Source organism: Citrobacter meridianamericanus, assembly GCF_041320245.1.
Classification (GTDB): Bacteria; Pseudomonadota; Gammaproteobacteria; order Enterobacterales; family Enterobacteriaceae; genus Citrobacter; species Citrobacter meridianamericanus.
Genome location: NZ_CP101036.1, coordinates 1676924 through 1699946, shown reverse-complemented (window position 1 = coordinate 1699946; position 23023 = coordinate 1676924). Strand labels below are relative to the sequence as shown.

General features: G+C 45.7%; 25 protein-coding genes. 17 read left to right on the top strand and 8 right to left on the bottom strand.

Features of this window, described 5'->3' with window-relative positions:
- Positions 1-203: 203 nt before the first annotated feature.
- The gene (locus tag NMD08_RS08080; RefSeq protein WP_187253498.1) at positions 204-773 is read right to left on the bottom strand and encodes an HdeD family acid-resistance protein; all 570 of its coding nucleotides are present in this window, start codon (positions 771-773) and stop codon (positions 204-206) included.
- 262 nt (positions 774-1035) lie between these two features.
- Here NMD08_RS08080 and hdeA point away from each other — a divergent pair, with 262 nt between their 5' ends.
- The 12 genes from hdeA (at position 1036) to NMD08_RS08020 (ending at position 10177) form a co-directional block, all read left to right on the top strand.
- Positions 1036-1350 (top strand): acid-activated periplasmic chaperone HdeA, encoded by a 315-nt coding sequence (gene hdeA / locus NMD08_RS08075; RefSeq protein ID WP_057102354.1) that lies wholly within the window; start codon positions 1036-1038, stop codon positions 1348-1350.
- A 109-nt stretch (positions 1351-1459) separates the two neighbouring features.
- Positions 1460-1750: an acid-activated periplasmic chaperone HdeB gene (hdeB, locus tag NMD08_RS08070; protein WP_370619936.1), complete on the top strand. Its 291-nt coding sequence runs from the start codon at positions 1460-1462 to the stop codon at positions 1748-1750.
- A 95-nt stretch (positions 1751-1845) separates the two neighbouring features.
- Complete coding sequence (locus tag NMD08_RS08065; protein WP_151217531.1) at positions 1846-3105, top strand: ammonium transporter; 1260 nt, start codon at positions 1846-1848, stop codon at positions 3103-3105.
- Positions 3106-3108: 3 nt separating this feature from the next.
- Positions 3109-3411 carry an urease subunit gamma gene (locus NMD08_RS08060; RefSeq protein WP_003845045.1) on the top strand — a complete coding sequence of 101 codons (303 nt, stop codon included), beginning with the start codon at positions 3109-3111 and terminating at the stop codon, positions 3409-3411.
- A gap of 18 nt (positions 3412-3429) precedes the next feature.
- Entirely contained in the window at positions 3430-3858 is a 429-nt protein-coding gene (locus NMD08_RS08055; protein ID WP_151224796.1) for an urease subunit beta, read from the top strand.
- A gap of 9 nt (positions 3859-3867) precedes the next feature.
- On the top strand, positions 3868-5586 hold the full coding sequence (locus NMD08_RS08050) for an urease subunit alpha (RefSeq protein WP_370619934.1): 1719 nt from the start codon (positions 3868-3870) through the stop codon (positions 5584-5586).
- A gap of 13 nt (positions 5587-5599) precedes the next feature.
- Positions 5600-6163, top strand: a complete 564-nt coding sequence (ureE, locus tag NMD08_RS08045; RefSeq protein ID WP_151217538.1) for an urease accessory protein UreE — start codon at positions 5600-5602, stop codon at positions 6161-6163.
- Between the two features lie 19 nt (positions 6164-6182).
- Complete coding sequence (locus NMD08_RS08040) at positions 6183-6884, top strand: urease accessory protein UreF (protein ID WP_187253501.1); 702 nt, start codon at positions 6183-6185, stop codon at positions 6882-6884.
- A 12-nt stretch (positions 6885-6896) separates the two neighbouring features.
- Positions 6897-7556, top strand: coding sequence for an urease accessory protein UreG (gene ureG / locus NMD08_RS08035; RefSeq protein ID WP_151217540.1), 660 nt, complete (start codon positions 6897-6899; stop codon positions 7554-7556).
- The gene (locus tag NMD08_RS08030; RefSeq protein ID WP_370619932.1) at positions 7531-8481 is read left to right on the top strand and encodes an urease accessory protein UreD; all 951 of its coding nucleotides are present in this window, start codon (positions 7531-7533) and stop codon (positions 8479-8481) included. Before ureG ends, NMD08_RS08030 begins: the two co-directional genes overlap by 26 nt.
- A 34-nt stretch (positions 8482-8515) precedes the next feature.
- Positions 8516-9508 (top strand): urea transporter, encoded by a 993-nt coding sequence (gene yut / locus NMD08_RS08025; RefSeq protein ID WP_151217698.1) that lies wholly within the window; start codon positions 8516-8518, stop codon positions 9506-9508.
- 18 nt (positions 9509-9526) lie between these two features.
- The gene (locus NMD08_RS08020; protein WP_151217543.1) at positions 9527-10177 is read left to right on the top strand and encodes an MgtC/SapB family protein; all 651 of its coding nucleotides are present in this window, start codon (positions 9527-9529) and stop codon (positions 10175-10177) included.
- 192 nt (positions 10178-10369) lie between these two features.
- On the opposite strand, the gene NMD08_RS08015 is transcribed toward NMD08_RS08020, so the two are convergent.
- Complete coding sequence (locus tag NMD08_RS08015; RefSeq protein WP_370620202.1) at positions 10370-10873, bottom strand: helix-turn-helix transcriptional regulator; 504 nt, start codon at positions 10871-10873, stop codon at positions 10370-10372.
- A 139-nt stretch (positions 10874-11012) separates the two neighbouring features.
- Between NMD08_RS08015 and NMD08_RS08010 the strand changes: the two genes are divergently transcribed.
- Entirely contained in the window at positions 11013-11903 is an 891-nt protein-coding gene (locus tag NMD08_RS08010; protein WP_187253505.1) for an AraC family transcriptional regulator, read from the top strand.
- 113 nt (positions 11904-12016) lie between these two features.
- On the top strand, positions 12017-12556 hold the full coding sequence (locus tag NMD08_RS08005; protein WP_187253506.1) for a DUF2058 domain-containing protein: 540 nt from the start codon (positions 12017-12019) through the stop codon (positions 12554-12556).
- A gap of 90 nt (positions 12557-12646) precedes the next feature.
- Here NMD08_RS08005 and pgtA read toward each other — a convergent pair whose 3' ends face one another.
- The 3 genes from pgtA to pgtC are packed head-to-tail and all read right to left on the bottom strand — an operon-like array spanning position 12647 to position 17089.
- On the bottom strand, positions 12647-13894 hold the full coding sequence (gene pgtA, locus NMD08_RS08000) for a two-component system response regulator PgtA (protein WP_151224058.1): 1248 nt from the start codon (positions 13892-13894) through the stop codon (positions 12647-12649).
- Positions 13884-15878, bottom strand: a complete 1995-nt coding sequence (gene pgtB, locus NMD08_RS07995) for a two-component system sensor histidine kinase PgtB (RefSeq protein ID WP_187258864.1) — start codon at positions 15876-15878, stop codon at positions 13884-13886. The genes pgtA and pgtB overlap by 11 nt, the downstream gene beginning before the upstream one ends.
- A gap of 11 nt (positions 15879-15889) precedes the next feature.
- Positions 15890-17089: a phosphoglycerate transport regulator PgtC gene (gene pgtC, locus NMD08_RS07990; protein WP_187253507.1), complete on the bottom strand. Its 1200-nt coding sequence runs from the start codon at positions 17087-17089 to the stop codon at positions 15890-15892.
- Between the two features lie 413 nt (positions 17090-17502).
- On the opposite strand from pgtC, the gene pgtP reads away from it, so the two are divergent.
- Positions 17503-18894: a phosphoglycerate transporter PgtP gene (pgtP, locus tag NMD08_RS07985; protein ID WP_187253508.1), complete on the top strand. Its 1392-nt coding sequence runs from the start codon at positions 17503-17505 to the stop codon at positions 18892-18894.
- Positions 18895-19002: 108 nt separating this feature from the next.
- On the opposite strand, the gene NMD08_RS07980 is transcribed toward pgtP, so the two are convergent.
- A complete protein-coding gene (locus tag NMD08_RS07980) occupies positions 19003-19245 on the bottom strand; it encodes a DUF2545 family protein (protein WP_151217556.1) in 243 nt (80 codons plus the stop codon).
- Between the two features lie 437 nt (positions 19246-19682).
- Here NMD08_RS07980 and lpxP point away from each other — a divergent pair, with 437 nt between their 5' ends.
- Positions 19683-20603, top strand: a complete 921-nt coding sequence (gene lpxP / locus NMD08_RS07975) for a kdo(2)-lipid IV(A) palmitoleoyltransferase (RefSeq protein WP_370619929.1) — start codon at positions 19683-19685, stop codon at positions 20601-20603.
- A 41-nt stretch (positions 20604-20644) separates the two neighbouring features.
- On the opposite strand, the gene NMD08_RS07970 is transcribed toward lpxP, so the two are convergent.
- On the bottom strand, positions 20645-21262 hold the full coding sequence (locus NMD08_RS07970; RefSeq protein ID WP_151217558.1) for a lysozyme inhibitor LprI family protein: 618 nt from the start codon (positions 21260-21262) through the stop codon (positions 20645-20647).
- Between the two features lie 343 nt (positions 21263-21605).
- Between NMD08_RS07970 and ypdK the strand changes: the two genes are divergently transcribed.
- Positions 21606-21677, top strand: coding sequence for a membrane protein YpdK (gene ypdK, locus NMD08_RS07965; protein ID WP_010723117.1), 72 nt, complete (start codon positions 21606-21608; stop codon positions 21675-21677).
- Between the two features lie 65 nt (positions 21678-21742).
- Here ypdK and alaC read toward each other — a convergent pair whose 3' ends face one another.
- Positions 21743-22981 carry an alanine transaminase gene (gene alaC / locus NMD08_RS07960; RefSeq protein ID WP_151217560.1) on the bottom strand — a complete coding sequence of 413 codons (1239 nt, stop codon included), beginning with the start codon at positions 22979-22981 and terminating at the stop codon, positions 21743-21745.
- Positions 22982-23023 lie beyond the last annotated feature (42 nt).

Here is a 23023-nt window from a genome sequence, read left to right as displayed (position 1 = left end):
TAGGATTTATTTATTAAAAATACGTACTGGAGGTTTTGCAACATATCGCAAGAGTGTTTACGATAATACCGGTATCAGTGCAGACTGATCCCCTGAGAAAACATTTGGTATGCTTCCGATTTTAACTGCCCGCAAGGGCAGTTTTTTTATGTAATGACCCCACTACCAGTGGCCAGATAATAGTAACAGCTAACTACTCAGTTTCAGGTTTTACGAAATTGATTAGCAATATATGCGCAACTAATACCGCTCAGCATAAGTTCAATTCCCGTCACCATTGATACCATATAAATTGATGCCTGTGGAGTGGCAGTAATAAAACACCATGCGATAAAGAGATCCAATATACCGATAACTCCCTGTAACCATACCTTTTTCTCTTTTCTGTGCTTAAAAAAGGTAGTCAGTCGGATAACCCCACCAAAACAAAATAAACATGCCAAAAAAGTTGCAATTGCAAAAACACCTAATTCGGGTGCAGTAATAAAAAAATACCCCATCAAAAAATATGCAATACTGACGACTACCCCAGAAACAACTGGCCAAAAATTATGCACCCTGTTTTTAAACATACCCACTGCTAACGCTACACCACTGCACATCAAAATCCCGCCGACAATGATACTGAGCACGCCTCCAGACACATAAGGGAAAAGGATAAAAAGCACCCCACCCAAGAACATCAGGCATGCCAAGAACTTAAGAAACCGCCGCTGTTTGACCAGCACATCATCGTCAAGCTTAGATAGAATATCTCGTGTTACATTTAACATTTGCTTCTCCTGTAAGTCAGAGTACTACTGACAACATTAATTTATTCTAAATATCATCAATAAATACTACGTCATTAATAATATAGTCCGATGATTTCTTCTTAAACGCCTTACAACTATCTAATAACAAAAGAAAATATTGAACATATTAAAAACCCCATTCAATTCAAAATATGACATCCAGGCTGTTCCAGGATATATATTTAATGTCGCAATCAGACTTTTCACCCATAGATATTAATTGATACACGAGGTACGTTAGATGAATAAAACATTAAGCATGATCGTTGGGTCCCTACTCATGATCCCTGCTCTGGGTCAGGCGGCAGAAAATCACAAACCCGTCAGTCAATGGACGTGTGAAGATTTTCTTGCCACAGATACCACATTCCAACCCACAGTGGTTGGCTTTGCCGAAGCGTTGAATAAAAAGGACAAACCAGAAGACGCGGTATTGGATGTTAAAGGGGTTGAAACAGTGACCCCTGCACTGGTGCAGGCATGTATGCAGGATAAAAAAGCCAATTTTAAGAAAAAAGCTGACAGTGAGTGGGACAAAATCAAAAAAGATCTGTAATTAAACCAACACCAGTAATTTTTTTATTGATATCACTGAAGCGAGAACTGTACCCCAACAGTTCCCGCTTCAGTAAATTAATTGTATTAAAGACACCATGAGGTTATATATGAAACGCGCACTTATCACACTTACTCCCCTGTTATCCTTATTTATGCTAAACGTCCCTGTTACGCATGCGGCAGACAACAGTCCTGATAAAATGACCTGTCAGGAGTTTATCAATCTGAATCCTAAGGCCATGCTTCCAGTTGCATGGTGGATGCTCAATGAAGAAACGGTTTATAAGGGTGGTGATTCTGTTTCTCTGAATGAAACAGACCTTACCAGCATCCCGCAAGTCATTGAATATTGTAAACACAACCCACAATCAAAATTATATTCATTCAAAGACAAGTAATTATCCATTAATAAATTAAGTAGTAATTTATCTTTCGTATGGAAAATAGCCAAGTTACATCTTTTTATAAACCTTAAGCAAGGGGCACAGGGTATATGGGAATATTACCTGTACAATTTCAAATACTGGATCCAGCGAATACAGCATTTATGCTGTTATGCACCAGTCTGGTCATGTTAATGACACCGGGGCTTGCTTTTTTTTACGGTGGTTTAGTCCAGCGTAAAGGCATACTTACCATTATGTTTCAGAGTTTTGTCTCTATGAGCTGGGTAGCCATATTATGGTTTGCTGTGGGTTATTCCCTGGCCTTCGGTCCCAGCCTCAATGGCATTATTGGCAATCCGCTTCACTATGCGTTTTTACAAAATATCAATGCGAACACGCTGTTCACCGGCAATGATGCAGGGATCCCCATCCTGGTACATTTTGTTTACCAAATGATGTTTGCCATTATCACTCCGGCGCTAATCACTGGCGCATTTGTCGGACGGGTGAAATTCAAGGCGTACCTGATTTTTATTACCCTTTGGACATTATTCGTTTACTGCCCGTTTGTGCATATGGTCTGGAGTCCACAGGGCGTGATGGCTAAATGGGGAGTGGTTGATTTTGCCGGTGGTATTGTCGTCCACGCGACAGCAGGTTTCGCTGCGCTTGCTTCCGCTTTATACGTCGGGCGTCGAGTTATTCAGCCTGATGGTAGCCACAACATTCCTTATATTGCTCTGGGTGCGGGGTTACTGTGGTTTGGCTGGTATGGCTTTAACGCAGGCTCTGAATTACAGGTTAACACAATTACTGTCTCTGCGTTTGTTACCACCGACATTGCTGCTGCTTTTGCCGGTGCGACATGGCTATTCATTGAGAAAATGCATACCGGTAAACCAAAGTTTGTTGGCTTCCTGACAGGAGCCGTCGCAGGCCTCGCCACCATAACTCCTGCTGCAGGGTATGTTTCAATTCAATCCGCCGCATTAATTGGTGTTGTTGCCGGTTTTGTCTGCTACTACTGCGCACTGTTCGTTAAAAAGTATGTCGATGATGCGTTGGACGTTTTTGGCGTACATGGTATGGGAGGAATTACTGGCTCAATCCTGCTTGGTGTTTTCGCATCACAGGCATGGAATAGCAAAGGACCTTCAGGTTTGCTTGAAGGTGGTGGCATTTTGCAAGTTGCAAAACAACTCGCCGCTGTACTTATTACCAGCATATGGTCTTTTATTTTTACCCTTCTGATTTTATGGATAATTAACAAATTTACCCCGGTACGAATTTCAACCAATGACGCCCGCCAATCTCCTGATTATTCAGCATTTGGCGAAGATGCCTATACCCCTTCAGGTAAGGAGTAATTTATGAAACTTAGCCCCAGAGAAATAGAGAAAATAATGATTTACTCACTTGCCAGCGTGGCTCAAAGTCGGAAAGAAAAAGGAATTAAACTTAATTATCCGGAAGCCGTTTCTATTATTGCGTCAACGGCCATGGAAAGTGCCAGAGAAGGAAATGATCTGGAAACGGTCATGAATAAATCTAGAGATGTTTTGACTAAAGATGACGTCATGGAGGGCGTCGCTGACCTTATCCCACAAATACAGGTTGAAGCTATTTTCACCGATGGCAGCAGACTGGTAACCGTGCACGATCCTATTCGTTAAGAGCAGGAGAAATAGACTATGTCGCAGAACAAAGAAACAGAAAATGTACCCTATGGTGGCTACCTTTTAGATGCCTCCCCTATTTCATTTAATACAGAAAAACCTGTAACCAAAGTACGTGTCAAAAATACAGGGGATCGGCCGGTGCAGGTAGGATCACACTTCCATTTCTTCGAAGTTAATAAAGAACTGGAGTTTGATCGTGAAAGCGCACTGGGTAAACGCTTAAATATTACTGCCACAACAGCGATACGCTTTGAACCCGGTGATGAGATAGAAATAGAACTTATTCCCTATAGCGGTGATAACGATATTTTTGGTTTTAATAACCTTGTTGACATGACCGGTAAACAACTCGCTGAAGTGATCAACGATCCAATAAAGTTAAAAGCACTCATTGATAACGCCCGGCAAGCCGGTTTCAAAATGTCTAACAATCCTAGCTGAGGACCTTTTATGCCATCAATATCCAGAAAGGAATATGCCAGTCTGTTTGGTCCAACGACCGGTGATAAAATTCGTTTAGGTGAAACTGATTTATATATTGAAATCGAACAAGATCTACGTGGTTATGGTGATGAAGCGGTATATGGCGGTGGAAAATCGTTACGCGATGGTATGGGGGCTAATAATCAGTGTTCCCGCGACCAGGGCGTTCTCGATCTGGTCATTACCAATGTCACGATAGTGGATGCCAAACTTGGGGTTATTAAAGCAGATGTTGGTATTAAGGATGGATTAATATCGGGTATTGGTAAAAGCGGTAACCCTGCAATCATGTCTGGTATCACGCCAGGGATGACGGTCGGGCTTAGTACCGATGCCATTTCAGGTGAGCATTTGATTCTGACTGCGGCAGGTATCGACTCCCATATTCATCTGATCTCTCCCCAGCAAGCTTATGCCGCATTGTCTAACGGTATCACCACCTTTTTCGGCGGAGGAATTGGACCGACTGATGGCACTAATGGCACTACAGTGACCGCTGGGCCTAAGAATATGCGCGCCATGCTACGGGCATGGGAAGGTATTCCAGTCAATATTGGCCTGCTGGGCAAAGGCAATGCCTACAGTAAAGCCCCACTCGAAGAGCAAATTATTGCCGGTGCCGTTGGGCTAAAAGTGCATGAGGACTGGGGTGCCACGCCTAACTCGCTCCGCCACGCCTTGCGCACCGCAGATGATATGGATATTCAGGTCTCCGTACACACTGACAGCCTCAATGAAGCCGGATATGTTGAGAATACGATTGCAGCCTTTGAAGGAAGGACAATTCACACCTTTCATACAGAAGGCGCTGGCGGTGGTCATGCCCCGGATATTATCAAGGTCGCAAGCCAACCAAACGTCCTGCCGAGCTCGACCAATCCAACATTACCGTTTGGCATTAACAGCCAGGCAGAACTGTTCGATATGATTATGGTATGCCATAACCTGAATCCTAACGTTGCTGCCGATGTTTCATTTGCAGAAAGCCGTGTTCGTCCTGAGACGATTGCAGCAGAAAACATTCTTCATGATATGGGCGTTATATCCATGTTCTCCAGCGATTCTCAGGCAATGGGTCGCGTGGGAGAAAACTGGTTGCGCCTGGTGCAAACTGCGCATGCGATGAAAGTCGCACGCGGGAAATTACCGGAAGACAATCCGAACAATGACAATTTTCGCGTTCTACGATACGTTGCCAAAATTACGATTAACCCAGCTATTACACAAGGTGTTAGCCATATTCTTGGTTCTGTTGAAGTGGGTAAAATGGCTGACCTTGTACTCTGGGAACCTCAATTTTTTGGGGCCAAGCCGAAACTTATTATTAAAGGGGGAATGATTAACTGGTCTTTAATGGGTGATCCTAACGCTTCTCTGCCTACTCCTCAGCCCGTTTTTTATCGTCCAATGTTTGGTGCCATGGGAAAAACGTTGCAGGATACTTGCATTACCTTCGTATCGCAGGCCGCCCTTGAGGATGGCGTTAAAGAAAAGGCCGGACTTGAGAGACAGGTGGTTGCAGTTAATAACTGTCGTAGCATTAGCAAACATGACCTTATCAGAAATAATGCAACCCCACATATTGATGTGAACCCAGAAACATTTGCCGTAAAAGTTGATGGTGTGCATGCAACCTGCCAGCCTATTCAAACTGCCGTTATGAATCAAAAATATTTCTTTGGTTAAAAGGAAAGCTGTTATGTATTTAATCGAAAAAACCCTCGGAAATATAAATTCCTGCGGCGAACCTGATCTATCCACTGAAGGTATCAACCATGATGTACTGATACTGGAGCAATGGGAAGCACAAAAAAGCCGTTGCCGTAAAAAAAGTCAACTCGGCTACGATATTGGTTTATCGCTTGATCGTCATATCCGTCTTAATGATGGCGATATTCTTTTATATGATAAAACCAATCGATATTTACTTACGGTAAAAATACAGCTACGACGCGTGATGGTTGTCGATCTTGGATTATTTGGCGTGGAGAAAATCACCGACCTTCTGACTCGAGCGTTTGAACTAGGTCACGCCTTAGGAAATCAGCACTGGAAAGCTGTTATAAAAGGATACTGTGTTTTTATTCCTATTGTTGTAGCCGACAAAATGTTGGCTTCAGTCATGAAATCTCATGGTTACATTGAAGGGCAATACTATTTTACGGAAGGTGAAAAAGTCATCCCGCTCTTAACGCCGTCTGAATCCCGACTTCTTTTTGGTGGCGCGGAAGAAGCACATACGCATGTACACATTGACCACTAACGTAATGAGGTTGCCGATCATGCAAGAGAGTTCACATAGGTTACTTAATATCGCTCGGATACTGCAATTTGGCGATTCAGTTCTTCCTGTTGGGGCATTTACCTTTTCCTGTGGAGTTGAATCTGCCATTTCTTGCGGTATTGTCTACGATCGGCAAACCCTCAAACAATATGTTTGTACCGCCTTATTGCAGGCCGCTAAGTGCGATGCTGTCGCGCAAATACAAACCCTGCGCGCCTGCCGCAGTAACAGGTTAAATGACCTTATCTCAATTGATAAGGATGTGATCAGTAGAAAACTATCACCAGAATCCCGAGTGATGACCCAAAGAATGGGGAAAAAATTAACTGAGCTTTCGACAGCTATTTACCATGATCCGGTATTTAACTGGTGGCTTGAGCAAATTCGCCAGGGAACGGTTATTGGCACCTACCCTGTTTCCCATGGGCTACTCATGAGCCATTTGGATCTTGATGAAGATGCGATGCTGGCCATGCATTTTTATGGCGTAGCAATGACTATTCTCAGTGCCGCGCAAAGACTGATGCGGATCACGCATCTGGATAGCCAAAAAATTCTGGCCGAAGTCACGTCACTTTTTCCTGATTACGCTGAAATGGCGCTCAACACCCGACCGGAAGAAATGTCTTCTTTTTCTCCGGTGATCGACATTCTGGCTGCTGTTCATGTCGATGCCCATGTACGTTTATTTATGAATTAACTGAGGTTAGAAATGAAAAAAATTACCCGAATTGGCATTGGTGGTCCCGTAGGTTCAGGAAAAACGGCCATTATTGAGGTTATTACTCCTGTTCTTATTCGTCGGGGATATAAACCTCTGATTGTGACCAATGATGTTGTCACAACGGAGGATGCAAAGCAGGTTAAAAGAACACTAAAAGGAATATTAGCAGAAGAAAAAATCATTGGCGTTGAAACGGGGGCATGTCCACACACTGCTGTGCGCGAAGATCCCAGTATGAATATTGCTGCTGTGGAAGAAATGGAAGATAAATTCCCGGATAGCGATTTAATTATGATTGAAAGCGGTGGCGATAACCTTACCCTCACTTTCAGTCCTGCATTGGCTGATTTTTATATTTATGTCATTGACGTAGCTGAAGGCGAAAAAATCCCACGTAAAAATGGCCCAGGCCTGGTTCAGGCTGATATTTTAATCATCAATAAAATTGATCTAGCGCCCTATGTAGGTGCCAGTCTGGAAGTAATGGAAGCGGATACCCGTTATGTCAGAAACAATCGCCCTTATATTTTAACTAACTGTAAAACAGGCGAAGGTATTGAGCAGCTTGTGGACATGATTGAACGCGATTTTTTATTTGGTCACACTATTGAAGGAAAACAAGATGACGCATTCACAGAATATAAATGACCAGGTAGAGAAGAGCCGGAAACGTTGGGACACGCAAATCCCCATAGAGTATCGTCAGGAGCCGGAGCAAATGCCCAGTGGGGCAATCGGTAAAGATGGTTTTTTGTACCTGGGTTTTACGCGTACCGGGAGAAAAAGCATTCTTCATCGTATGGAAAAGCGAACCCCATTATTTGCGCAAAAGGCATTGTATCATGATGAGGCACTGCCGGATCTTCCCTGCGTGACCATGATATCGACTTCAGGCTGTGTGCTGCAGGGGGATCGCATGGTGTTATCCATCAACGTGGGTGAAAATGCTTTCGCCAGCGTTAACACTCAATCAGCAACCAAAGTACACTCGATGGATAAAAACTATGGAGCGCAGATTCAATTCATCCAACTACACGATAACTCCTATCTGGAATACCTACCCGATCCTTTAATCCTACATCGCAATGCAAGATTTGTTAACGATACCGTCATCAATTATAAAAGAAACGCAACACTTATTTATTCCGAAGTCATTATACCGGGACGTCGTTACCATCATGAAAACGAGCTAAATGGTTTTGATTATTATTCCTCAACAGTATCTGCAAAAGATGAGTCTGGAAATATTGTTTTCAAAGAACAGATTGTGCTGAAACCCAAGGAGCATCCCATGACTGAACTCGGGGTAATGGGAGGTTTTCAAATTATCGGCACTATTTTTATATTAACTCCAGTAGAAAACATATCATCCATTCAGGCGGCCTTCAAAGCTTATTATGGCAAAGATTGTTGCTACGGAATGTCAACACTTCCCGCCGAATCCGGCCTTATATTTAAGATATTAGCTAATGACAGTAGTATTATTAAAAAACATATCCGTAAAGTGTGGGCCATGACCAGAAAAGTCGTTCTGAATGCAGAGTTACCGCCCCCATTTATCTGGAAACAATAATACCTCCTTATTACTTTTACGCTGGTAAATAATGATGATAACACACTCAATCCCAGTATTATGGAAAAATAATATTGATAAGCACTACATTCTCAAAATTATTGATATATCATTACGTGGTTGTGCTCAGGTAATGTTTCAAAACAATCCCATCACTGGGTTATTGTTTTTTATTGCTATATTTATCGCTGCTTATAGCAATAATAATCCATTGGCTGCATGGGGGTGCGTAATTGGAACTGTCCTGGCTTCAATTACGGGAGCCATAACTCATGATGTAAAAGGTTGGCGGGATGGCCTCTATAGTTATAATGGCTGTCTGGTCGGCATTGCTATTCCTGTGTTTATCACTGCAACGCCGTTAATGTGGTTCTGCCTGATCGTTGGTAGTGTCGTATCAGTTATTGCTACGGTTTGCATTGCCGATATTTTAAAAACGTGGAAAGTTGCTGCGTTAACAGCGCCGTTTGTGCTAACAACATGGGTCATTCTACTGGCCAGCTATGCATTTCATAATATCTATGGTTCGGGTTTACCCTCCCCAGAGTTATCCCAACATTATATCCCAACAACGCCTGGCGATTACTCTCTTAGCTTTTTTATCGACGGCACCCTACATGGGATATCACAGGTATTTTTGTTTCCAGGGATTCTTGCTAGTTTATTCTTCATTGCAGGTCTGGCAGTAGAATCTGTTGTATGCGCCTGCTATGCCATCGTCGGCTCTCTAATCGCGACACTGCTTGCGTATTATCTGGGTGCTAATGCTCATGACATTTCTACAGGACTGTATGCCTTTAGTGCCGTGTTGACATCAGTTGCCCTGGGTACAGTATTTAATCAACCTGGCTGGCGAGTATTTATTTATACTATCTCAGGTATCATTTTTACAGTTTTTATTCAGGCTGCCATGAATGTGCTTTTAATGCCTTTTGGTATACCAACATTAACCATGCCATTTGTTATTTCATCATGGTTATTCCTGGTGCCGAATAAAGAATTTATGCCAGAGCATCGTCACTCCTGAATCAATGAGAGAATCATTATGACTGAAGAATTTCTTTTCCGACTTATATTAGCCAGTCTGCTCGGCGGCGTAATTGGTCTGGAGCGTCAAATTCGCGCTAAAGAAGCAGGTGTACGCACACATATCTTGATTGGTATTGGCAGTGCCATGTTCATGATTGTTTCTAAATACGGTTTCTATGATGTTATTGAACATACCCATATAGGATTAGATCCCAGCAGAATCGCAGCTCAGGTTGTCACTGGCGTAGGATTTCTCGGTGCGGGGAATATTCTGGTACAAAAACAAACCATCAGAGGATTAACAACAGCTGCGGATGTGTGGGTCACCGCAGCAATAGGTTTGGTTATCGGCAGTGGAATGTATGAAGTTGGCATCATAGGTACGATTATGGCGCTCATTGTGCTGGAGTTTTTCCGTCAGCTTACCTACCGCTTTTTAAATCGCCATCTACAACTACGTATGCGTATTGCAGCCGGGACTGCGCAAGTTGTTCTGACCTCGCTTAATGAACAGGGATATCGCATCCAACTGCGTTCGCTGGCTAATGATACATCCGACTCTCATGTTCTCACGGCAAACATTGAGTATACGGACGCAACCTCGGTGAATCAGATTCTTTCTTCACTTAAAGAAAACCCTGCTATTAAAGAGGTTTCTGTCGTATAGCTACTATTCAGATATTAATTATATTAAATGCGATAGTAACATTATTTATCATTAATTATTTCTACATCGAAAATAGGATTTAACTATTAAACTAAGAGCTACATATTTTGAAGACTGTGTTATATAATATTTGCCCTCCTCTGCACTTTAACAACTTAATTCTGGTCTTGAACAATGACCTACGATACCTTTTCACAATAGATAACATGAAATCTTATGTCGTACTAAGTCACTCATTTTTCTGAGTTTAAGCAACAACATTATATTATACTTATGGCAATTATAGGTCTTCAATGAGATGTGCATTCGCTCAGCAATTGAAGAACATGACTTTTGCTGCAGAATATAAGTAAGAATCTGATGCTGTCGGCGAGAAAGCGATAATTCCGGAGTGATAGCATTATTTTCATTGCAATTTAGCAAAGTAATGAAGCCACTCAGCGAAACGTTTCGATTAACAAAAAAAACGGGGATATTACCGAAGCACCGTTTGATTCTAAACGGTGAAAGTATATAAATTTTTGAAGGCTTAATTTTCTCTAATTGATACGCTAATCGAGTATGGAAAATATTGTTATTTAATGTATCAATGATCACTTTCGCATTATGATTTTCTAAAGCGCATAGCTCATGTGCATGCTGGACATGAATGATCACATCATTTTTAAAAAGATGGTAAATAGCCTGTAACAACATAATATCTTTAGTAAAGATCAAAAACACTATCCTCTCCTGCAATGTGTATTTTAATTAACAAATATTATAGTCACCAATTGCAACTATCTATACGCCATCGTTTCAAAATCAGTCTATTAATGACAATATTGGGGAAAACATGAATACTTCTGGCTGGCTTCTTAAGGGTGGAGAAGCAAAAACATCCGTCTTCCACCTCGGCAGGTATTGTAGCGAATGGAAAGCATCAACATACTCCTATGGTGAACCGAGTTTTCATATCGTCCTGAGCGGGGAGTGCTGGCTGGATTTACTTAACCAACAACCACGTATCAAACTGGAAAAGGGAGATATTCTCTTCTTTTTTAATAATTTTCCTTTTTTTCTGGCCTCATCTCCTGATACAAGTCTTGATGATTTACCACGTAAACAGATGAGTAAGATTGAAGAATCATCTTCAGAATCCACCGATCTGCTTTGTGGTTTCATCCAACCCAGATCTATCGCTAGCCAATTGCTATTTGCCTTACTTCCGGACATTTTTGTGATCAAACAAAAAGACGACGTCAGCAATAAAATACACACTCTCTTTGAGTTACTACTGACTGAAGTAAACGCATCTGCCGATGAAAATAATTGCATTATTGCGCACCTGACCGATGCTATATTGCATTATGTCATTAGCGAATCCTCTTCCTTATATGATATTGACGTAAACCTCTTGAATGCGGCAAATGATGAAGCCTTAGCCAAATTAATCATTGCAATAATAGACAACCCACAGTATTCATGGTCGCTGGATGATATGGCTCGCTTCACCTATATGTCGCGTTCGACATTTATTCGCCGTATATTGAAAGCGACAAGCTACACACCGAACCAGGTATTAAGCAAATTAAGGATTTATGTATCATTAAACCTGCTCAGAAGAGGTATAAAAAATGAGGTCATTTACAGCAGAGTAGGATATGAATCATTATCTGGATTCTATCAGGCATTTAAACGTGTTATGGGGACAGCACCAGGAGACTATCTCTCATCTGGTAAATAAACTACCCACGGAGTGAATCCGTGGGCTATCTGGAGAACGTTTCCCCATTCTGGCATCCCGTCGAACGTTAAGGTTATAATCCTTACAACGATTTTATTGGATTAGAAGCGACAATGACAAAACTTACCCTACAAGAACAGATGCTTAAAGCAGGTCTGGTCAGCAGCAAAAAAATGGCCAAAGTGCAAAGAACGGCGAAGAAGTCACGCGTTCAGGCTCGTGAAGCCAGAGAAGCGGTTGAAGAGAATAAAAAAGCGCAAATTGAGCGCGACAAACAGCTCAGTGAGCAGCAGAAGCAAGCCGTTCAATCTAAAGAGTATAAAGCGCAGATCAAGCAACTGATTGAGATGAACAAAATCACCATTACCAGTGGCGATATTGGGTACAACTTCACTGATAATAATCTGATCAAAAAAGTCTATGTTGATAAAGTGACGCAGTCTCAGCTGATTAAAGGCCGTCTGGCCATAGCCCGACTGACGGCGGAAAACGGCAGCGAGAGCGAATACGCCATCATTCCGGCTGTCGTTGCCGACAAGATTGCACAGCGTGACGCAAGCTATATTGTTTTAAATTGCGAGCTGAGTCAGGAAGCGAAGGACGAAGACGATCCATATGCTGATTTCGTCATCCCTGATGATTTAATGTGGTAAGAAAAAAACAGATATTCGTTATGTATTTCGGTGAACGCCAACGCCGCCACCGAAATACTATCGACGTCACTTATCCCCTGACACTGTCGACTAAAACTTGTAGTGCTCTTTGCTCAGCCCGTATTTTCTCATGCGTAAATACAGTTTTTTACGCGGGATTTGTAAATACTCCGCTACTTCATTAATTCGCCCCTGGTGAATATTCAGCGCTTCAGTAATGATCTGTCGCTCGTACTCTTCAACCCGACGATCGAGCGGTGTCGGTTCCAGCAAATGCAATTGCGGATTCGCGGTTTCAGCCAGCGGAAGTAGCCCAACGGCAAAAAGTTCAGCGGCATTCGCCAGTTCCCGGACATTACTTAACCACACGCGACGCCGCATGCCTTTCAATAAATCGCCTTCAACGTCGGGCACGGGATGGTTCAGGCGCAGACAGGCTTTCTGCAGATAGTGACGAAACAGCGGCTCAATATCATCCGGTCGCTGAGACAGCGGCAGGCAACCAATCTGTGTCATCGCGAAACAGTAATAAAGTTCAGCCGCAATTTGATTGGTTGCTGCCAGTTCCACCAACGATGCGCCGCCAATGCCTATCAGACGAAACGGGCGCCGCTCCAGGCTTTGCAAGTGCACCAGATGGTGCTGCTGTTCGCTCGTCAGGCACTCAATATGGCTGAGAACCAGCGTTCCTCCTTGCGCCTGTGCAATAAGGTCATTGAGTTGTCCCGTATTCCCGGGCGTCAGTTCACCGCGGATGAACGGTCCCTCCGCGCTACGTCCAAACTGATGCAAATAACGGGCTCCGGTCATGCGCCCCGTTCCCGGCTCGCCATAAAACCAGACGGCGATATCCGTTTCCGCCAGTTGCTGCAGGCGCCGACGATACTGATTAACCCAGTCACTGTAACCGAGCAATTCCACCTGGAGCTTTTGTTGGCAATAATGGCGACGAGCAATCACGGATTTTCTCTGACGCAGCGCATCATCAACCAGCGACAGCAGTTTGCCGGGATCGACCGGCTTTTGCAGAAAGTCCCATGCGCCTTTCTTTACGGCTTCCACCGCCATCGGAACGTCGCCATGCCCGGTAATAAGCAGGATTGGCAGCTGATTATCATCCTGATGGAACAGCGTCATCAGATCGATCCCATTGCACCCGGGCATACATACATCACTCAGAACAATCCCCGGCCAGTCAGCCTGCAGCCAGTTTCGGGCATCAAAAGGATTACTGCATGCGTAGACACGATACCCCTCCTGTTCAAGCAACAGCGTGTAAGCGTCGAGAACATCGGCATCATCATCAATCAACAGAACAGAATATTCATCACTCAACATCGTTTACATCCGTCAGATTAAATTGCAGAACGACGCAGGCATTACGCCCCAGTGTCGACGCAAGGCGCAGCTCGCCATTCATTTGCCCCATTAACGATACACAAATCGATAAGCCGATACCGAGACCCACATCCTTACTGGTAGTAAACGGCTTTAACAGCGATGGCAATAATGCCTCAGGCCAGCCGGGACCGTTATCACTGACAAAGACGCACAATCGGCTACCCTCAGCCTGCCAGTAGACCTCTATTTGTGCGGCAGTTGGGCAGGCGTCCAGCGCATTTGCCAGTACGTTTACCAGCACCTGCTGAATACGCACTTCATCACCTGTCACCCATACGCTGTGGTCGGGAAGCGTCAGCGTACCCTGCTGCGGCTTATGTCGCATGGCCAACAGTTCCCAGGCAGCGCTGAATGTTTGTCGGAGATCGACCGGATGCAAAGGTGCGCCCGGTTCGGCCCGACGAGCAAACTGACGCAGTGAGCGGATAATGGCGTCAATACGGGTAACCAGCCCCTCAGCTTTGGTTAATGTACTTCTGGCCTGAACGGATTGCCCTTGTTCAATTGCCCTTCCCGCCGTAAACAGGTACATCGACAGCGCGTTCAGCGGTTGGTTAATCTCGTGTGCCAGCGTGGTCATGGTCTGGCCAACCACCGCCAATTTTGCCGTCTGGATCAGTTCATCCTGCGTTGCCCGGAGATCGGACTCAATCTCCTTGCGCTCTGCCACCTCCAGCTCAAGCTGATTTTTCTGCGCACTCAACTGACCCAGAGTATGGCGCAGCAATCTTGCGATACGCCCCAGCTCATCGCGCCCATAAACCGGGATAGTGGCATCCGTTCTGCCAAGGCCAATTTGCACCACAGCCTGGTTGAGCGCGGTAAAACGCTTCACCAGACGTGAACGAATAAAATAGTGGTTAAGCCCCCAGGCAAGAAGTAGCGCCAGCAGCGTCGCCAGTAGAATAAGTCCCCCGCTGACACGAACAATTTGTTCCAGCCGTTGGTTAAACATCTGCATTTGCTGATGGCTGCTTCCCAACTGCGCCTCAAGCAGCGTTCGAAAGCGCCCGAGCGTTGCTTCTCGGACACGGTTGGCATCAACGAGCGCTTTTTGTGCGGCGACATAATCACGCATCGTATCGGGCATTTTATTTTTCATCATCCCGATTTCCAGCAGCTCATCAATGGTTTGCCGCAAGGTGATTGTGCTGGGCCAGTCATCGAGGGTACGGATATTTTCATCCGCCGTTTTCTTCAGATTCTCCAGATAGCGGATGTGATTCTCCACCAACATGCCGTCGTCACTACCCGACTTCAGTTCATTGAGCCTGTCGCGTAAATCATCCACGATCTGATTTTCAATTCTTGCCAGGGTGTAGACCTGTTGCTGCTCGTTTTGCACCTCTCTGGCACGCTTGAGATACAGCGCCGCATCGCCGTTTTTGGCCTCGATTTGATCCAGCAACGTTCCCTGCTGCCAGGTAAAATCCTGCACCAGCGAATTCAGCTCGGTAGTAAAATCATCGTGGAGCCAGTCGATACGCGCAGAGAGTTCGCTGACTTTTTCGCGTACGAGAAACATGTTGTAGAGCACCCGGTCCAGCTCCGCCATCAGCGCCCGACTATCTTGCAACATCACCGCCAGCTGCTGCTGTTCTGTCGACTGAAGCCCGCGGCTCAACCCTTCAATTTTGTCCAGGTGTGCAATAATTTGATTGCGCAGTTGCAATCTCACCGTCGTGTTGGGGGCTAACAGAAACTCATTCAGTTGATCCACAACCAGGTTCAGATTCCCTTCAATCAAAAAAGCAGAATGCACTCGTGGGAAGTAATCATCGAGCGAATAGCGTATCTGCGAGCTCTGCTCATGCCAGGAGTACAAACTGACGCAACTTACGCTCAGCGTCAGTAGTGCGCCCATCAGAAACGCGCCTCGCAGGCTGCTGCTGATGCTGAGCTGACGCAGGCGCTGCAGTATCGAGCCACCTTTCATTTTAACTCTTCCAGTTTGGATATCGCCTGACGCTGATTGTTAAGAAACCAGAGCTGCCACTCCATCATCTGCTGTTCGGCCACGCTTTTATTGTCAAATTGCGCCAGCCAGGCCTCATCTTCACTACTTCTGGCGTCTATCGGGACGCTGGTCAGCAGTGCTCTTATTTCAGGTAGCGGCCGTTTCAGGCGCGCTTCCGCACTGTATAGCGCCCGCCAGGCATCCTTCAGCTGTGCGAGTCGAAAACTGATGGCAGTATCAAACATCCTCTGCACCAGTTGTTGCCGCTTCAGGATCAGTCGGTAATTAAGCGCAGGCTGGTTCATCAAAATAGCCTGCTGAGCGGCACGTGGATTATCTGGCGCGAGCTGCGTGACCGGATATTTACCCGTGTTAGCATCCGCAAGGATCCGTTGTCCTTCCGGGCTTAACAGATAGCGAATAAACCGACGCGCTTCATTGCCGTGCTGGCTATTCTTAAGAACGGCAACATAGGTCGGCGACACCGCCGAGCGAGGAAAATAGGTAAAAGCCAGGTGCGGATCGTTAAGCAACAGGTTGGCATAGTTATCAATGACCGGCCCCGCAACGCCTAAACCGCTCTTAATTTTATCGGCCACGCCAAAACTGCGTGATGAAATCGTTACAAGATTACCGGCGCTGGCCAACAACGTCGCCCAGCCCTCTTCCCACCCTTTTTGCTGCAACAACGACTCAACCATCAGATGATTGGTGTCGGAACGCGACGGGCTACTCATCAGCAGCGCGTTCTGATATTTAGGCTGCGTTAAATCTCCCCAGTCGGCAGGAGGCGACAGATGCCTTGCCGCCAGCGCAGAACGATTTATCAACAGGCCAAAACCAGATATCGCCACAGCCACGGAGGTCGAACGAATCGAATCAGGCACCAGCCGCTGACTTTCCGGCAACACATTATCGAAAGGTGCCAGCTTCTGATGCTCCTGAAGATGCTGCAACAGCATGGGCGATGAGGTCAAAATCAGATCGACGTTTTCCGCATTCGCATTATCCAGCAGTTGTTCCAGCGAACTGCTGGTCCGGTTTAGCGTGCGAATCATCACTGACCCCGGCTCCGTTTGCCAGCGCTGGATAATCCAGGCCGTTGCCCCTGGGGAAAAGGTTGTCGCCATCACCAGCTCTTTACTCTGGCCCAGACAGCTCGCTGACAGTGACATAAAACAAAGCGAGATCGCCCAAAAATGCCCCCATCCTAAAAGTCTGTTTGTGATCCCGTTCATAAATACCAACATGTGCAAAAAATAATATTGAGACAAAATTTACCCGTTTATCACGACAGGGGAAGAATAAGGTTATTCTCAGAATAACCAAACAGAAAGTAACAACATGCGTAAAGATTACCCGAAAATGCAGCCTGAATTTGTTAATATCCGCACACACCGATGATAAAAACGACCATAAAAGAATGATCTTTAAAATTCATTATTAAAAAAGAGTCAAAATAAGCCATGCCGTGCATAAATTGTGTCAATAGTGACACATATCATCAACTTGAGTTTCTTTGCCGTCTATTCCACTCTACCCAGCGAAAAACCCTGATATTCACATCAATAAAAATTTAGGTGATGATATGTTATCAATATTTAAGGCAGGGACAGCGGCAAATAAAGTCCCGGCGGAGAAAGTCCAGGAAACTTATGGCCGATACCGCATTCAGGCATTACTCAGCGTATTTCTTGGCTATCTTGCGTACTATATTGTGCGCAATAACTTTACCCTCTCGACTCCGTACCTGAAGGAACATCTGGATCTCAGCGCCACGCAGATCGGTTTACTCAGCAGCTGTATGCTGATTGCCTATGGGATCAGTAAAGGTGTTATGAGCAGTCTGGCGGACAAGGCCAGCCCGAAAGTGTTCATGGCATGCGGCCTGATACTGTGTGCTATCGTCAACGTAGGCCTGGGATTCAGTACCGGGTTCTGGATTTTTGCCGCTCTGGTCGTTTTCAACGGTTTGTTCCAGGGGATGGGCGTTGGCCCCTCATTTATTACCATCGCTAACTGGTTTCCACGTAAAGAGCGTGGACGTGTCGGCGCATTCTGGAATATCTCACACAACGTTGGCGGTGGTATTGTCGCCCCGATTGTGGGTGCTGCCTTTGCCATTTTGGGAAGTGAACACTGGCAAAGCGCCAGCTATATTGTCCCGGCCGGTGTTGCCGTACTGTTTGCTTTTATTGTGCTGATGCTGGGGAAAGGTTCACCGCGCCAGGAAGGCTTACCGGCTCTGGAACAAATGATGCCAGAAGAAAAAGTCGTATTAAATTCCCGACACGCTGACCAGGCGCCAGAAAATATGAGCGCCTTCCAGATCTTCTGTACTTATGTATTGCGGAATAAAAATGCCTGGTATGTTTCACTGGTAGACGTCTTTGTCTATATGGTGCGTTTTGGCATGATTAGCTGGCTGCCAATTTATTTATTAACCGAAAAACATTTCTCCAAAGAGCAAATGAGCATAGCGTTTCTGTTTTTCGAATGGGCGGCAATTCCTTCCACATTACTGGCGGGCTGGCTCACCGATAAACTGTTTAAAGGCCGTCGCATGCCGCTGGCTATGATTTGTATGGCGCTGATTTTTGTCTGCCTGATCGGCTACTGGAAAAGCGAGTCGCTGCTGATGGTCACAATTTTTGCCGCCATCGTGGGTTGCCTGATTTATGTTCCGCAGTTCCTCGCTTCCGTTCAGACGATGGAAATCGTGCCCAGCTTCGCAGTAGGTTCTGCGGTAGGACTACGCGGATTTATGAGCTACATTTTTGGCGCATCGCTGGGGACCAGCCTGTTTGGTGTCATGGTCGACAAAATGGGATGGCATGGTGGCTTCTATCTGCTGATGGGTGGGATTGTCTGCTGCATCCTGTTCTGCTACCTCTCTCATCGTGGCGCTCTGGAGCTCGAACAACAACGAAAAAATGCTCAGCAAGAGGAAGCATCACTGCAGTTGGCCGATGCCCGCTAATCAATTTCAGTCTCGCAAAAAAGTGCCAGCGATGCTGGCACTTCAATAAATTCAGATAAAGAATAAATATCTCAACGTGATATTTATTGCTAATCGTAACATTCAAAATTATTGCTTACCGTAACCCACCATGAAGCGAATAATCAAACCGCATGCAGGAGCAATAAAAAGAAATAATCCGGTTACCATTTCGTTACCATTGGTCAACCGCATAGTTAAAATGTAAATTAATGCCGCAAGGATGGCCATGCCGAGGAAAGCGCTGATCGACGCCGCAGCGCCCATAACCTGCCAGATATAACAACTGACGCCCAAAATACTTAGTACAAGAAAGATCCAGAAATAGAGCATAGCGATACCTCCTGTCTGCCGTAAACTTAACGTAAGTCCTTACGCTTCCTTAACTTTATATTCTAAGACAAGTCCCATTTCCGCGCAATTTAAGCAACATCTTAGTTACAAAATCATTGACCTGCGCACTATTCAACTGTCTGAAAGATTTTTTTATCTGCATAAAAACAACGAATTATAAATAGGTTAATTTTTACGCTTAATCGCCGTAAAAACATTTACGAATCTTGAGTAATTATTTCTGGCTGACATTAATCTTCGGGTGTACATTGTGCGTCCGATCATTCATGCCCCCTCGTGGTTTTGTCCTGACTCAGTTTTACACTCTTTACAGGAACCAATGTCGTTCATGGCGGCCTAACGATCAGTATCAGAGAGTAACGCTGTAGACAAAGAATCTTCGCGATACATTTATTCCGTATCAACAACAGGTGCTTATGTTCCCCCAATGTAAATTTTCACGCGCGTTTTTGCATCCGCGCTATTGGCTCACGTGGTTTGGTGTCGGCGTGCTCTGGTTACTGGTGCAACTTCCTTATCCAATATTATGTTTTCTTGGTACTCGTACAGGAACGCTGGCGCGACCATTTTTAAAACGTCGCGAATCTATTGCCCATAAAAATCTTGAGCTCTGCTTTCCCAATCTGTCGCAGGAAGAGAGAGACAAACTGGTTGACGAAAATTTTCGCTCACTCGGCATGGCGCTTCTTGAAACGGGTATGGCCTGGTTCTGGTCAGACCACAGGGTTCGCAAATGGTTTGATGTAGAAGGATTAGACAACCTGAAACGTGCGCAGAGGCACAACCGTGGCGTGATGGTGGTCGGCGTACACTTTATGTCTCTCGAGCTGGGCGGTCGTGTTATGGGGCTTTGCCAACCGATGATGGCAACCTATCGCCCGCACAACAATAAGTTGATGGAGTGGATCCAAACCCGCGGTCGTATGCGCTCGAACAAGGCCATGATCGGCAGAAATAATCTGCGCGGTATTGTCGGTGCATTGAAAAAAGGAGAAGCCGTATGGTTTGCTCCCGATCAGGACTACGGCCGTAAAGGAAGCTCATTTGCTCCCTTCTTTGCCGTCAAAGATGTGGCAACCACCAACGGTACCTACGTGCTGTCGCGTTTGTCGGGTGCAGCGATGCTGACCGTAACCATGGTGAGAAAAGCAGATAACTCTGGTTATCGCCTGTTCATCACGCCTGAAATGGAAGGTTACCCGGCTGATGAGTGCCAGGCCGCAGCCTATATGAACAAAATTATCGAAAAAGAGATCATGCGCGCCCCCGAACAGTATCTCTGGATCCACCGTCGCTTCAAAACGCGCCCGATGGGTGAAGCCTCGTTGTATATCTGAAAAGAAAGGCCGCAAGGCCTTTCTTTTTTTCTCCAGCTGAATTACTTCACGCCCCACTTATTGTGGAGTTCAGTCATTCGTTCGTTATAGCTTCGGGCAATGCAGGCTGGCTCATTATCCTTCTCCTTCCAGCATTCGTTGCGTCCTTTGATCCAACCGCGCTGCTCTGCTTTTAACATCGGATCATTGTTCGATTTAGCCAGTGCCTGTTTAAAAATTTCGTTCAATTTCAGGTCCATTGCAGAGAGCGATGGGCTCTGGCAAATAATATCTTCCGCACTTCCCTTTTGAACAGCAGAGCAGGAGTAAGACGGACCAGCGTTGGTCGATTTTTTCGCTGGAGAATAATCAATATTGTCCTCCGGCAGGCAAACCCCGTGCTGACGATTAGGTCCAGTCCATGATACATCCGGATTTCCGTCATCGTTGCGGGAGATAGAAACGGTATTCTTACCACTTGTCGCCTCCCAATAGTTTTCATTGAAAGCCTTCACCGTCGCCTTCGCGCCATCAATCCAGACATTACCTTTACCATCACTATTCACACCACCAATACTTGCGCAGCTGAAATTGAACGCCAGCGGCGAGGCCGCCATCGACGTCAACGGCGTAAGAGCAAGTGCTAACATCATTAACCTGGTCATTTTTAACCTTTTCATTATTAAATTCCGCGAAAAATTAACCGCATTAACATCATGGCGATATGAGAATTATCCGAGTAAGCATTCCGTCGCTCAATAGCAATTTATTACCGAAAGAAATTAAACTGTCGCCGAATCACGACACTTGTAAGTTATTAAAATTAAATAAAAAAATGCCTCTTGTCTCACCTCATTTTTAGGCGTACATTAGCGCCGTCTGGAGCATTAAAGCTCAGAATTCTGAGGTGATGCAGCCAAGCAAACGAGGGGAATTCTTCATTTCGTTTATGCGTGCATCAGCTCTCTGTCAGGTAAGCATATGTTCATTCAGACGTACCTCAGGTACGCGGAGAGATGAAAAGTGAAATATTTCTTTATGGGCATTTCTTTTATGGTCATCGTTTGGGCCGGTACTTTCGCCCTGATGATCTAAATATAAAGACGCAGCAAAAAAACAGGAGCCCTCAGGCTCCTGTTTGCTTTTGGAGAAACGTGTTGTTAGTCGGTACTTTCGGTGGTCGATTTCGCACTGGCAGGCAGCAAACCATCCGCGCGAAACATTGCTTTGATGCCACGAATGGCCTGGCGAGTACGGTCGCGGTTCTCAATAAGCGCAAAACGTACATGCGTATCGCCATAGTCACCAAACCCAATCCCCGGCGAAACGCATACCTTCGCTTCATTCAGCAGTTTCTTGGCAAATTCAAGTGACCCCATCCCGGCGTATTGCTCAGGAATTTTCGCCCACACGTACATTGAGGCCTTGGGCATCTCAACCATCCAGCCCGCTTCATGCAGCCCTTTGACCAGGACATCACGACGACGTTTATATTGCTCTGCAATATCTCGCACGCACTGCTGATCGCCTTCCAGCGCGGCGATGGCCGCAACTTGCAACGGTGTAAAGGTTCCGTAATCGTGATAGCTCTTAATTCGCGCCAGCGCGTTTACCAGCGTTTTGTTACCTACCATAAATCCGATACGCCAGCCCGCCATATTGTAGCTTTTCGACAGGGTAAAAAATTCAACAGCGACATCGCGAGCCCCCGGTACCTGCATAATTGAGGGTGCTTTCCAGCCGTCGTAGACGATATCGGCATAGGCCAGATCATGAACCACCAGCACGTCATAGCGTTTAGCCAGAGCCACAACTTTTTCGAAGAATTCCAGCTCGACGCACTGCGCAGTCGGGTTCGACGGGAAACCTAAGATCATCATCTTCGGTTTCGGGTAGCTTTCGCGAATCGCGCGCTCCAGCTCATTAAAGAAATCGACGCCTTCGACCAGCGGCACAGATCGTACCTGCGCGCCAGCAATCACCGCGCCATAAATATGGATCGGATAGCTCGGGTTCGGGACAAGAACAGTATCGCCGTGATCCAGCGTGGCCAGCATCAGGTGCGCCAGCCCTTCTTTGGAACCAATCGTCACAATTGCTTCAGATTCAGGATCAATCTCAACGTCATAGCGTTCATGATACCAGCGGGAAATCGCCCGACGCAGACGCGGTATGCCTCGCGAGGTGGAATAACCGTGCGTATCCGGGCGCTGCGCCACGGTACAGAGTTTTTCGACAATGTGAGGAGGCGTGGCCCCATCCGGGTTCCCCATGCTGAAATCGATAATATCTTCGCCGCGCCGACGCGCAGCCATCTTCAGTTCAGCAGTAATGTTAAAAACGTAAGGGGGAAGGCGATCAATACGCGTAAAGCGACGTTCAGGGCGGGTGTCAGCCATAATATCCTCAGATTAACGTTAGCGCCCGGACCGTCCGAGCGA

What these genes read in the sequence shown, in the direction of transcription:
- NMD08_RS08080 (WP_187253498.1), bottom strand. Translation starts at nt 773, where the DNA reads ATGTTAAATGTAACACGAGATATTCTATCTAAGCTTGACGATGATGTG.
- hdeA (WP_057102354.1), top strand. Translation starts at nt 1,036, where the DNA reads ATGAATAAAACATTAAGCATGATCGTTGGGTCCCTACTCATGATCCCT.
- hdeB (WP_370619936.1), top strand. Translation starts at nt 1,460, where the DNA reads ATGAAACGCGCACTTATCACACTTACTCCCCTGTTATCCTTATTTATG.
- NMD08_RS08065 (WP_151217531.1), top strand. Translation starts at nt 1,846, where the DNA reads ATGGGAATATTACCTGTACAATTTCAAATACTGGATCCAGCGAATACA.
- NMD08_RS08060 (WP_003845045.1), top strand. Translation starts at nt 3,109, where the DNA reads ATGAAACTTAGCCCCAGAGAAATAGAGAAAATAATGATTTACTCACTT.
- NMD08_RS08055 (WP_151224796.1), top strand. Translation starts at nt 3,430, where the DNA reads ATGTCGCAGAACAAAGAAACAGAAAATGTACCCTATGGTGGCTACCTT.
- NMD08_RS08050 (WP_370619934.1), top strand. Translation starts at nt 3,868, where the DNA reads ATGCCATCAATATCCAGAAAGGAATATGCCAGTCTGTTTGGTCCAACG.
- ureE (WP_151217538.1), top strand. Translation starts at nt 5,600, where the DNA reads ATGTATTTAATCGAAAAAACCCTCGGAAATATAAATTCCTGCGGCGAA.
- NMD08_RS08040 (WP_187253501.1), top strand. Translation starts at nt 6,183, where the DNA reads ATGCAAGAGAGTTCACATAGGTTACTTAATATCGCTCGGATACTGCAA.
- ureG (WP_151217540.1), top strand. Translation starts at nt 6,897, where the DNA reads ATGAAAAAAATTACCCGAATTGGCATTGGTGGTCCCGTAGGTTCAGGA.
- NMD08_RS08030 (WP_370619932.1), top strand. Translation starts at nt 7,531, where the DNA reads ATGACGCATTCACAGAATATAAATGACCAGGTAGAGAAGAGCCGGAAA.
- yut (WP_151217698.1), top strand. Translation starts at nt 8,516, where the DNA reads ATGATAACACACTCAATCCCAGTATTATGGAAAAATAATATTGATAAG.
- NMD08_RS08020 (WP_151217543.1), top strand. Translation starts at nt 9,527, where the DNA reads ATGACTGAAGAATTTCTTTTCCGACTTATATTAGCCAGTCTGCTCGGC.
- NMD08_RS08015 (WP_370620202.1), bottom strand. Translation starts at nt 10,873, where the DNA reads ATGTTGTTACAGGCTATTTACCATCTTTTTAAAAATGATGTGATCATT.
- NMD08_RS08010 (WP_187253505.1), top strand. Translation starts at nt 11,013, where the DNA reads ATGAATACTTCTGGCTGGCTTCTTAAGGGTGGAGAAGCAAAAACATCC.
- NMD08_RS08005 (WP_187253506.1), top strand. Translation starts at nt 12,017, where the DNA reads ATGACAAAACTTACCCTACAAGAACAGATGCTTAAAGCAGGTCTGGTC.
- pgtA (WP_151224058.1), bottom strand. Translation starts at nt 13,894, where the DNA reads ATGTTGAGTGATGAATATTCTGTTCTGTTGATTGATGATGATGCCGAT.
- pgtC (WP_187253507.1), bottom strand. Translation starts at nt 17,089, where the DNA reads ATGTCACTGTCAGCGAGCTGTCTGGGCCAGAGTAAAGAGCTGGTGATG.
- pgtP (WP_187253508.1), top strand. Translation starts at nt 17,503, where the DNA reads ATGTTATCAATATTTAAGGCAGGGACAGCGGCAAATAAAGTCCCGGCG.
- NMD08_RS07980 (WP_151217556.1), bottom strand. Translation starts at nt 19,245, where the DNA reads ATGCTCTATTTCTGGATCTTTCTTGTACTAAGTATTTTGGGCGTCAGT.
- lpxP (WP_370619929.1), top strand. Translation starts at nt 19,683, where the DNA reads ATGTTCCCCCAATGTAAATTTTCACGCGCGTTTTTGCATCCGCGCTAT.
- NMD08_RS07970 (WP_151217558.1), bottom strand. Translation starts at nt 21,262, where the DNA reads ATGAAAAGGTTAAAAATGACCAGGTTAATGATGTTAGCACTTGCTCTT.
- alaC (WP_151217560.1), bottom strand. Translation starts at nt 22,981, where the DNA reads ATGGCTGACACCCGCCCTGAACGTCGCTTTACGCGTATTGATCGCCTT.